6 protein-coding genes are annotated in these 11,589 nt (G+C 51.7%); 5 read left to right on the top strand and 1 reads right to left on the bottom strand.

The window, feature by feature from the left end; genetic code table 11:
• Positions 1-26: 26 nt before the first annotated feature.
• Positions 27-2,771 (bottom strand): alanine--tRNA ligase, encoded by a 2,745-nt coding sequence (gene alaS / locus HS100_00715; GenBank protein MBE7432413.1) that lies wholly within the window; start codon positions 2,769-2,771, stop codon positions 27-29.
• A gap of 668 nt (positions 2,772-3,439) precedes the next feature.
• Here alaS and HS100_00720 point away from each other — a divergent pair.
• The 5 genes from HS100_00720 (at position 3,440) to HS100_00740 (ending at position 11,537) form a co-directional block, all read left to right on the top strand.
• A complete protein-coding gene (locus tag HS100_00720; GenBank protein ID MBE7432414.1) occupies positions 3,440-3,961 on the top strand; it encodes a hypothetical protein in 522 nt (173 codons plus the stop codon).
• Positions 3,962-4,043: 82 nt separating this feature from the next.
• Complete coding sequence (locus HS100_00725; GenBank protein MBE7432415.1) at positions 4,044-6,938, top strand: class I SAM-dependent DNA methyltransferase; 2,895 nt, start codon at positions 4,044-4,046, stop codon at positions 6,936-6,938.
• A gap of 81 nt (positions 6,939-7,019) precedes the next feature.
• On the top strand, positions 7,020-7,673 hold the full coding sequence (locus tag HS100_00730) for a hypothetical protein (GenBank protein MBE7432416.1): 654 nt from the start codon (positions 7,020-7,022) through the stop codon (positions 7,671-7,673).
• Between the two features lie 186 nt (positions 7,674-7,859).
• A complete protein-coding gene (locus HS100_00735) occupies positions 7,860-8,417 on the top strand; it encodes a hypothetical protein (GenBank protein MBE7432417.1) in 558 nt (185 codons plus the stop codon).
• A gap of 480 nt (positions 8,418-8,897) precedes the next feature.
• Positions 8,898-11,537: a CHAT domain-containing protein gene (locus tag HS100_00740; protein MBE7432418.1), complete on the top strand. Its 2,640-nt coding sequence runs from the start codon at positions 8,898-8,900 to the stop codon at positions 11,535-11,537.
• The last annotated feature ends 52 nt before the right edge of the window (positions 11,538-11,589 follow it).

The following is an 11,589-nucleotide window of genomic DNA, read 5'->3' on the forward strand; positions in this document are numbered from 1 at the left end:
TCACGCGAGATATTGACGGGTCGCCCCTACCTTGTTTTTTCTTCGACGACCTTCGGAAGTTTCTCCAGCGCCTGCTTGACATCTCCGTTCAGGCTACCCTGCGCAAGATTGGGACGTCCGCCTCCCTTCCCGCCGATGCCTGTGATCAGGTCCCCGGCTTTGACTCCCCGTTTGACCACGTCCTCGGTCACGGTGGCGATGACAGTGCTGCCTGAGACGAACAATGCCGCGCCGTTCTTCGGATGTTTTTCGCGGAATTTATCTGCCAAGGAACGGAGCGTATCCACATCGGCATTCGGAATCTCAGCGCCGAGGACGTTGATGTCTTTGACGGTTTGGACGCCGGAGAGCAGCAAGTTGAAAGTGGAAAGCGCGGATTGCGAGCGTAAGTTGGCAAGTTCCTTCTTCAACTCAGAGATTTCATCCTGCAATGCGTCCACGCGCGCGGGCACTTCATCCGGCGAAGTCTTGAGGGAACCAGCTGCTTGCTTCAAGGTCTTGAAGCGTTTATGGATCAAGTCATACGCGCCGCGCCCGGTGACCGCCTCGATGCGACGCACACCTGCCGCTGCCGAGCCTTCACTGACGATGAGAAATGTGCCGACATCAGATGTGCGTTCAAGGTGAGTCCCGCCGCACAACTCGTAGGAGTATTTATCTTTCTCATCTTCCATGATGGAGATCGTGCGGACGGTCTCACCGTACTTTTCTCCGAAGAGCGCCATCGCGCCTTCCTTTTTGGCTTCGTCCAGCGACTTGGTCACCTTGACCACGGGCATATCCGCCGCAATCGCTTCGTTGACCATGCGCTCCACCCGTTCGACCTGTTCGGGCGTCATCGCTTCGGGGTGGTTGAAGTCGAATCGCAGATGCGTCGGCGCCACAAGCGAACCCGCCTGTTTGGCTTGATCGCTCAAAACCTCATGCAATGCCTTGTGCAACAAGTGAGTCGCAGTGTGGTTGCGCATCACGTCGTGGCGGCGGACGATGTCCACTTCGGCGGTGGCTTTGTCACCCACCTTTGGCTGGCCGGAGATGACCGTGCCAATATGTACGATCACACCTGCAGATGCGCGGCGCATGCCGGTGACTTCGATCTCCCACCCGGCAGAATCCGGGCGGGAGGACCCCGCCCCTACGGAACGGATGTAACCCGTATCATCCACCTGACCGCCCGCTTCGATGTAGAAACCGGTCTTTGGGAGAATGACTTCGACTTGATCGTCAAGTTCGGCAGAATTTACCAACTGCCCATTTACAACGAGAGCCAATACCTCAAGGTTCGAAAAGCGGGAAATATCCGTGCCGTTGTATGGGTCATACTCCACACCGTCCTTGCCGAGTTTTCCCTTGGCTTGCAAGTCTTTCAAAATGCCAGCGAAGAATTCGGCGTCTTCGCCGCCGAGTTTACCCATGGCCTTGCCGCCGCCGGAAGCCTTGGCGTGATGTTCCTTTGCGTCGTTGAAACCGGCTTCGTCCACGTCCAGTCCCTGTTCGCGGGCGATGTCGCGGGAGATCTCGAAGGGCAAACCGTAGGTGGCATACAGGTCGAAGGCTTTGTGACCATCCAAGAGCAGAGAATTAGAGGATCGGAGCTCCGAGAGTAGATTCTGCAAATGGTTAGTACCCGCCTCGACCGTCCGGGCGAAGCGGATCTCTTCCCGGGTCAAATTATCCATGATCGCAGGCTGGGCTTTTTTCAATTCCGGGTAAAAATCGCCGTATTGTTCTATGACGGCTTCGGCAACTTTTGCAAGGAAAGGCTCAGTGAGTCCGAGCTTCGATCCGAAGCGAGCCGCGCGGCGGACGATCATGCGCGCCACGTAGTTGCGACCCGCGTTGCCCGGAACGACTCCATCCGCTATGAGAAACGCCGCCGAGCGGGCGTGGTCGCAGATGACGCGATAGGGCGTGAAATCTGCCAGCATTTCTTTTTCGCTGTGACCCGTGAGCGAGCGCAACACTTCAAGCGAAGAAGTGAAGAGATCGGTCTTGTAATTGGAATCGACGCCCTGTAAAACGGCAACGATACGTTCAAATCCCATGCCGGTATCGACATGTTTGGCAGGGAGCAGTTCGAGGCGGCCATCGTCGAAGAGATTGTATTGAATGAAAACGTTATTCCACAGTTCGAGAAAGCGATTGCATTCGCCGTTCACGCCGCAGACATGATCCGTGCCGCGCAAATTATCGCGTTCTTCGCCGAGGTCGATGTGAATCTCGGAGCACGGACCGCAGGGACCCGTCTCCGCCATCTGCCAGAAGTTTTCCTTGCGCCCGAAGAAGAGGACGTGATCGGGATTCATTCCGGGCTGTGCCTTCCACGCGTCTGCGGCTTCGTCGTCGCGCGGGATGTCGCCCTTGTCATCTTCGAAGCAGGTCGCGTAAAGTTTATCCTTGGGGATGCCCCAGACTTCGGTGAGCAACTGCCATGACCAGGCGATGGCTTCCTTTTTGTAGTAATCGCCGAATGACCAGTTACCGAGCATCTCGAAAAAGGTGTGATGCGTGTCGTCGCGGCCGACATCTTCAAGGTCATTGTGTTTGCCCGCCACGCGCATGCACTTCTGCGAGTCGACTACGCGGGTGTAGGGGCGTTTGTCGGTGCCGAGGAAAACGTCTTTGAACTGCACCATGCCGGAGTTGGTGAAGAGCAGCGTGGAGTCCCCGCCTGGGACGAGCGACATCGAAGGCACGGCGGTGTGGCCGTGTTCGACGAAGAAGTCGATGAAGTCCTGGCGGATCTGGTTGCCGGTCAGTTTTTTGGTCATGAAATACTCCGAAGTGTTGAAATGGCGGGCGAATTATACCAAGTGGGGTTGAAGGTTGAAGGTTACAGGTTGAAGGTTACAGGTTGAAGGTTGCAGGTTGCAGGTTGAAGGTTACAGGTTGCAGGTTGAAATAAAAAATCCCGAACCTGTTGGTTTCGGGACTGGGTTTCCTTTCGGTTCCGTCTCAAGCCGTGGCAGGTTGGCAGGCGTCGCATGTAGCGGCGGCGGCTTGAGCGGCGGCGGACGTGAGGTTAGGATTCATTGGGCGCGATTATACAGGTCAGGCGCGATTTTGGGGAGGGCTGAGAGCAACCAACATTTTGACCCGACAGGTTTTGGAAATGTCATACATCGTCTCGCGACCTCGATCACTTTAATTCAGCGAAAAAACAGAAATGCACCCCAATCCAGGAAAAAATAGGAAGATCTAACATTACAGCGCAAGGTTGGCAGACGTTAGAGAACGTCTGCTACGCTGAAGCGTATTAGACGCTCTCTAGCGTCGGACTTTGCGCTGTAAACCTATAGACGCATCCCTTTGAATCGAAATGGCGAAAAGGGGTTATATTAACTGTATAATGGGAGAAGGATATAGTTTGGATACAGGCAGGATACAGATAAGATACAGATATATCGAAGGGTGAACGGAACGGTCAAGAAGGGTAAACATGGCAAAAGTACGAAAAAACATCATTTTGGAAGGCGTGAGCGGAAAATTTGCAGGGCAGGTTGTCTTTCGGCATTTGCGCGACGGGCGGACGATCCTGGCGGCGGTGCCAGATTTCAGCCAGCGGGTGTTGAGCGAGGCGCAGAAGGAGCACCATTCCAAGGTGAAAGCAGCCAGCGCGTACGCCAAGGTCGCTTCGAAGGTACATCCAATCTATGCCCAGCTGGCGGCAGGGACCACGAGGAATGCCTACAACATGGCTATCGCGGATTTTTTCCATGCGCCTGTGATCCATGAAGTGAAGCGGGATGGGTCCTTATTGAGAATTAGGGCGAGCGATAATGTGATGGTTACACAAGTGCATGTGACCGTCTTTGGGGACGATGGAACGATCCTCGAAGAGGGTGATGCCGCGCAGGAAGAAAATACCCCGGAGTGGTGGAGGTTCCTTTCGCAACACACCGGCGGGGCTGTGATCGCGGTCCATGATCTGGCAGGGAATGTTACGAAGGCGGAGAGATAGGGTTGGGTAAAAGACCTGACAGGTTTGGGAAACCTGTCAGGTCTAGCGTGTATAATTACGAAAAGGGACTCTTATCATGCCGATCACTCCGCAGGAATTTATCAGTAAATGGCAGCGCGTAACGGCGCGCGAGAAGCAAACGTATCAGGAACATTTCCTCGATATTTGCCAATTGGTGGGGCATCAAACCCCGAACGAATACGACCCGACCGGCACGCGTTTTGCCTTTGAAATGGGCGCGGCAAAGACCAGCGGCGGACAAGGCTGGGCGGATGTGGCGAAACTCGGCTTTTTCGGTTGGGAGTACAAGGGCAAGGATGCAGACCTGGATAAAGCGTATGAACAGCTCCTCCGTTATCGTGACGCGCTTCAGAATCCGCCCGTGCTTGTGGTCTCCGACATCAACTTTATCGTCATCCGAACCAATTACACCAACCTGCCCACGCGGACGTATACTCTCGGGCTCGAGGACCTGCTCAAGCCTGAAAGTATTGACCTGCTCAAAAAAGTTTTTACCAGCCCCGAGGACCTGAAACCGAAAGAGACGATCGAAAGCGTAACGCGCGAGGCGGCGGAGAAGTTTGCCAAACTTGCCAAGAACCTGCGCGATTACGGCGAGACGCCGCAGGATGTGGCGCATTTTCTGATCCGTCTGTTGTTCTGTTTGTTCGCAGAAGATATCGGTTTATTGCCTGAGAAACTCTTCCCGCGCCTGCTCGAACAGACGCGCCGCAATGCGCGCGATTTTCAAGAAGTATTACGCCAACTCTTCCGCGCCATGAATACGGGCGGATATTTCGGCTCGGACAAGATCCTGCATTTCAACGGCGGTTTGTTCGACGATGACCGCGTGCTGAAAATGGACGGCGCGGATATGGACATCATCGCCGACATCGACGGCTTGGATTGGGGCGCAATCAAACCCTCCATCTTTGGCACTCTCTTTGAGCGCGGGCTGGATCCCGGCAAACGTTCACAACTTGGCGCGCATTACACGGGTGAAGACGATATTCTGTTGATCGTGGAGCCGGTGTTGATGGCTCCGTTGCGTCGTGAGTGGAAAGCGTTGCAGGTTGAATGTAGAAAGTTGAAGGTTGAGGAAGAAAAAGAAAGAGGAAAGAAGAAAGAGGGGTTGCGCAAGAAGATTCAGAGCGCGTTGTTCGGGTTTATGAACAAGGTGGACTCGGTGAAGGTGCTCGACCCGGCTTGCGGAAGCGGGAACTTTTTGTATGTTGCCTTGCGCCTCCTGCTGGATTTGCAGAACGAGGTGGCGGCATTCACGGAAGAAATGGGAATCAACCGCCCGTTCGTGACCGTGACCCCGGCGCAGTTGTACGGCATCGAGACCAACGAATACGCCCACGAACTGGCGCAGATGACGATCCAGATCGGCTACATCCAATGGCTGAGGGATAACGGCTACGGGCACCCCAACGAGCCAATCCTGCAAAAGACGAAGAATATTGTGCAGATGGATGCGATTATGTCCGTCGTCAGACCTGACAGGTCTCAGCAGGAAGGTCCTGCGTTACCTAAATCCAGACCTGACAGGTCTTCTGGAGACCTGTCAGGTCTTGTAGGTGAACCCGAGTGGCCCGCCGTGGATGTCATCATCGGCAATCCGCCGTTTTTGGGCGCAAGCAAAATGCGCGGAGAACTTGGCGAAGAATACACCAAAGCATTATTTAATTTTTATGGAGACAGATTACCGGCTTGTGATTTGGTTTGTTATTGGTTTGAAAAAGCACGCGCGATGATTGAAGAAGGTAAAGCTAAACGTGCCGGATTACTAGCAACACAAGCTATTCGCGGTGGGGCAAATCGAAAAGTCTTGGAAAGAATTAAAGAAACTGGGGAAATCTTTTGGGCGCAATCTGATAGAGATTGGATTTTAGATGGTGCAACTGTCCATGTTTCTATGATTGGGTTCGATGATGGAAAAGAAAAGCATCGAATTCTTGACAATAAAAACGTAACTTCAATCAACTCAAATCTTACAAGCACAAGCGATACAACAAAAGCAAATAGGCTTTCTGAAAATTCAGATTTAGCTTTTAGTGGCACGAAAAAAGGTGGTGCATTTGATATTCCAGAAGTATTAGCTAAAGAATTTTTATTAGCTGCAGGTAATCCTAGTGGTAAATCTAATAGCGATGTAATAAAACCTTGGCTAAACGGGCAAGCGATAGTTGGGACACCTACAAAAAATACTTGGATAATTGACTTTGGCAATATGGATTTATCAGAGGCAAGTCAGTACGAAGCACCTTTTGAATATATTAAGAAGCATGTATTTCCTGAAAGACAGAAAAATAATCGAGCACGCAGGCGCGATTATTGGTGGCAACATTCAGAAGTAGCAATTGGATTACGCAATTCCATCAAAGGTTTCAAAAGATATATTGCTACACCTAGAGTTTCAAAACATCGAGTATTTATTTGGGTTGATTCTGTAACAACCCCTGATGATGGAGTTTATATCTTTCCACGTCAAGATGACTATTTCTTTGGTGTCTTGCATTCCAAACTTCACGAACTCTGGGCAAGATCAACAGGCACACAATTACGAGAAGCTGAAAGTGGCTTTCGTTATACGCCAACATCCACCTTTGAAACCTTCCCCTTACCCTATCCGCCGGGGAAAGAAAAGCAAAATGACCCGAAAGTGAAAGCCATCGCGCAAGCCGCCAAGGAACTGGTCGAGCAGAGAGATCGCTGGCTGAATGCGGACCTCACCCCCAGCCCCTCTCCAAAAGGAGAGGGGAGCTTGCTCCCTCCCCGCTCGGGGAGGGCTGGGGAGGGGTCGAAAAAGCGCACGCTCACGAACCTATACAACCAACGTCCCACCTGGCTGGAACTGGCGCATAAAAAGCTCGACGACGCCGTCTTCGCCGCCTATGGCTGGGAGAACACTCTGTCCGATGAGGAGATATTGGAGAGGTTGTTGGCGTTGAATTTGGAGAGAAGCAAGAAATAGTAAAGGACCGGTAAAAAAACCTGACAGGTCTTTGGAGACCTGTCAGGTTTGAGAAAGAAATTTATAAAAACAGGAGGAAATATGCCCACCGAAATCCCACCTATAACCTACGGAACGTTCTATCACATCTACAATCGCGGCAATAACCGCGAAAATATATTTGTTCAGGAAAGAAACTATGCCTACTTTATGGAACTATGGTGGAAACATGTCAGTCCCATTGCCGAGACGTGGGCGTATGGTCTGTTGAGAAATCATTTCCATGCGGCTGTTTTTATAAAATATAAAGAAGACCTGACAGGTCTCACGAGTAAGAATGACAACCGTAACACTGGCGCGGATAAAGGAATCCATCCATCAGACTCCCATGAAGACCTGTCAGGTCTTAGGAACCCCAGCCAATCCTTCTCAAATTTCTTCAACGCATATGCACGCGGCCTCAACATTTCAATACAACGAACGGGCGCATTGTTTCAGCGTCCCTTCAAGAGAATTCCAGTGGATAACGAAGCCTATCTTATGAGACTGATCGTTTATATCCATCAGAATCCACAGAAACATGGCATTGAAAGCGACTTCCGAAATTGGAATTATTCTTCGTACCATCAACTTATTTCTGATATTCCAACCCGGTTACAAAGGGAAAGGGTTCTGCAACTCTTTGGCAGCCGGGAGGATTTTATTCGAATCCATCAAGAGATCGAACCGCTGACAGGGTTTGATGAAGAAGATTAAGCTAAAAGACCTGACAGGTCTCCGAGCGGCGTTGGTCGGACGAGGTTCCGATGAGACCTGTCAGGTCTGAGGATTGGGTATTCGACCTGACAGGTTTTCGAAACCTGTCAGGTCGAATAATTAGGACAAACCTCACTTGTCTCCACCCGTCAAATTCTATACGATAAAAGGGAAAGGGCAAACGATATGAATACAACCTCTCAACCGACTCTGTGGAGCCTCATCCTTAAAACCAGCGTGGCGCACACACTAACGTATTTCCTGATGGGCATCCTCGCCTACAACTTCCTGAACTATGAAGATGTTTTCGTCACCGGCGCGCTGGAAAATTACATGCGTCCGACGGACAGTCCCTGGGTGGCGGCGGGACCCGGTCTGCAATGGATCCGCGGCATCGTCTTTGCGCTGGCGTTCTATCCGCTGAGGGAGATCTTCTTCGGCAGGAAGAACGGCTGGCTGATCCTGTTCTGGGTGCTCACGGCGCTGGGAATCCTCTCCACGTTTGGCGCGGCTCCCGGCTCGATCGAAGGCATCCTCTACACCAATTATCCGACCAGCATTTTGAGCTACGTCGAGATCGTCCCGCAGGCATTTCTATTCGCAGGCTTGCTCTACTACTGGGTCAACCACCCCGAGAAGAAATGGCTGAACTGGGTGCTGGGAATCTTTTTCTTCCTCATCGTGTTCTTTTCAATTTTGGGCGTGATGGCGGCGGTTGGGATTTTGCACGTCCCGGCAGGTTGAAATCCCATATTGAGACTCTGTAATATAGGTAGTGGGTTTTTTAAATAGTGGGAGAAAACCATGATATTCAGCATGTTTTCTGTATCGACCGCAGGGTCCCAGTGAGAGAAAACGTGCAAATAAAGCATAAAAATACGCCCCAAAGTGGGAAAATAAATCGACCAAACCTTTATGTTACCGACATGTCCGGGAACAGCCACGGCTTTCTTATAGTTGGCAATTCTTGAACGCGAATGGCGCAAATAGGGCGAAAGAACGCGAAATCATTTTTCATTCGCGCAAATTCGCCAAATTCGTGTTTTTCGCGTTGAGGTTTTTGGACTTTAAGAAAGCCTTGAGGATACAGTATTGAAATGTCTTTTAACTTGATGTATAGTACATACAGGGAAAACGGTCAGTCGGATTTTAGAGTTAAGCCGCAAATCTCCCATTCAAACGGTCGTTCTTGATCGCTACAGCGCAGAGCAGGATCGCGCCCAAATGTCCATCCGCAACCATCGCGACTTCGTCATCTACACCGACTCCATCAACGACAGCAAACCAGACACAAAGGGAAGGCCGGGTAAATTCTCTTTGCGGATTTTCGACTCGCCAGTGGGAGAAGGGGAACACGATGAGGAAGTTGCCGTCGGGGATTGGGATCAACTCGAAAAGTGGCGAAAGAATCTAGCAGACAGGCAAATCACCCGCAAAGATTTCGAGAAACTCACCCAGCGGTTGGGAGAAATCATCCTGCCTCCCTATGCGCGCCAGTTGTATCAAAGCAGTCTTGCCCGGTTGCAGGAAGGTGATGGACTTCGAATACGCCTGCGGCTCTTGCAGGAACTTGCTTTCCTGCCTTGGGAATATGCCCTGGTAAAACTACATGATGGCGAAATCGTCCCTGAGGACCATTGGGCATTGGATTTTCGCATCTCCATCGTCCGGCATGAAGCAATCTCGGTTCCTGCCGCGTCTTTTCGTGCCAGCCCCAATCGACGAGTGATTATCGCTATGGCCAGCCCGGAACCTTACGAGAAATACCCCAGACTCGACCTGGAAAATGAGCAAACTGCCATTAAGGGGAAACTGCGCGAGATCAATGGCGTCAAAGCCGAGTATCACCCCGATTTTGATCTGGAAAACGATGAACTGGGAGTCACGCAGGATACCATTCAGAAAGCCTTGCGAGATTCTGCAGATATATTCCATTTCAGCGGTCACGGAATTTTCAGGGACGGCGGCAACCAGGGACAGGGGCACGGAGCATTAATCCTTGCCGATGAGAATAACAAGGCGGAGGAAGTTCAAGCGGAAATCCTAAGCGGATTGCTGGCAGAGGGTCACATTCGTTTGGTCGTGCTGGATGCCTGCGAATCCGGCGAACGCGATCGCTTCCTGCAATGGAGCAGTGTTGCAATGGCTTTGTTACGAGGTGGAATTCCTGCCGTTGTTGCAATGCAATATTCGATTTATGACGATCTCACAAAATTGTTCGCCACCAAACTGTACGAATATCTCGTCGCGGGGCTTACCATTGACGAAGCAGTCACTCAGGCTCGCAAGGCTATCCACCGCGAAGACCCAAGGCAACGGGATTGGGGCGCGCCAGTGCTTTACCTGCGGAATTCGGGCGGAAATATTTTCCCGCCAGTAACCGATGAACAGGCGCGGCTGGAAGCGGAAAAAATATCCGAAAGGGATACCGCCTTGAGCGAAGTTTTGATGCGATGGGTACAGATGAAAGCCCCGGCCAACCCGCTTCAATTACAGACTTTGAAACTGGGTGGTGATTCTTTGAGCCTTGGCCCGCTGGATGCCGTTCTACTGCTCCATTCCGCCATCGAAACAGATCAGGAGACTGCGCATTGGGTGCGGCAACTTCGCAGGGTGGGTTTGAAATGGCTGGAATCGATTCAGAAAATGTCATTCCTTGAACCTGATGAGGAGATCGGGCTGGCGGAAAAATCATTGGGGTTGGATTTTTTATCCGACAACCCATCGCCGAAGAATGAAATCAGCCCTCTGGCGTGGATAGCAGCAGGCCATTCGAATTCGTCGACGAGTCAGACAGCCGCATTAGCATTACTCGCGGTGCATCCGGATATCGTCTTTTCGAAAATTCAAGAGGCGCTTCTCGAACTCAAAAACAATGCCTTCCGCCGCCAGCGCCGAGCCATGCTATTGGGAGCGTTGGCAGAAGCAGATGCAGAGTTTGCGAATCACCTGCCACAGAAACTGGATCAATACCCGGATCGGGCGGGGGTCTGGTGGTGGCGGGCGCGGAAGCATATTCATCGCAATCGTGCACAGATCAACCGATGGGTCTTTGGTGGGGCAATTGGAGCAGGCCTGTCTTTGGCGATTTACCGTGCATTTCTTGCCATCTTCAACGCCCAGCCAATGGGAACAGAGTTTGCGATCAATTCGTATTGGGGATTCATCATCGGGCTGGGATTGCTGTTTGGCATGGTTTTGGCTGTTCCTTTGCGCCTGATGGATTTTCAGGAACCCTCCGCCGCTTCAATCCACCCATCCAGAGGGCTTTCCATTTTGCTTGGCGCGCTTGGCTTTTGCCTCGCCAATGGATTCGTAGCCTGGCTGAATGGAATTGGCTTGAGCGCTGGCACCTTTCTGCGATTCCTTGCAGCGGCATTTCTTGCCGGACTGGGATTAAATCTCGGTCTGATGGATCAACCACAGGCGGGTTGGAGGCTGGGCAAATTAAATTGGGGAAAGCGATTGATATTGACGTCGGTTTTGTTGGCGCTGATTCAGGCTCCGGTGCTGGTCGAGGCGATGACCGGACCGGATGGAACTTACATTTTGGATAATGCGCAGTGGCTGGCTTCCTCCGTCATCGAACCAGGTGAGGCCATCAGCAACAAATACAGCCTGTATCCCGCTTTGCGAGCCGCCTTCGATCAAAACATTCCCATTGAAACCGGCAAAGCCTGTTTTGATGGGTCCGCCTCGGCAGGTTTGTTCGTCAATTGCTTCGAACAATGGTGGAGCATCCTTGACGCCGCGCTGGTTGGGGTCGTGCTGGTTGTGGGAATCACAGTGGGACTCCACTTCCCACAAACAGAATTGGGAGCGGCGTGGAGAAAGTTGATGACCCGTTTGGGGCTGGCAGGCTGAGGCGGATTTTGAAGCGTGTGTTTTCGTAAGAAAAGGATTGAGAAAGGAGTCC

It is taken from the genome of Anaerolineales bacterium (assembly GCA_015075725.1).
Taxonomy (GTDB): Bacteria; Chloroflexota; Anaerolineae; order Anaerolineales; family Villigracilaceae; genus Villigracilis.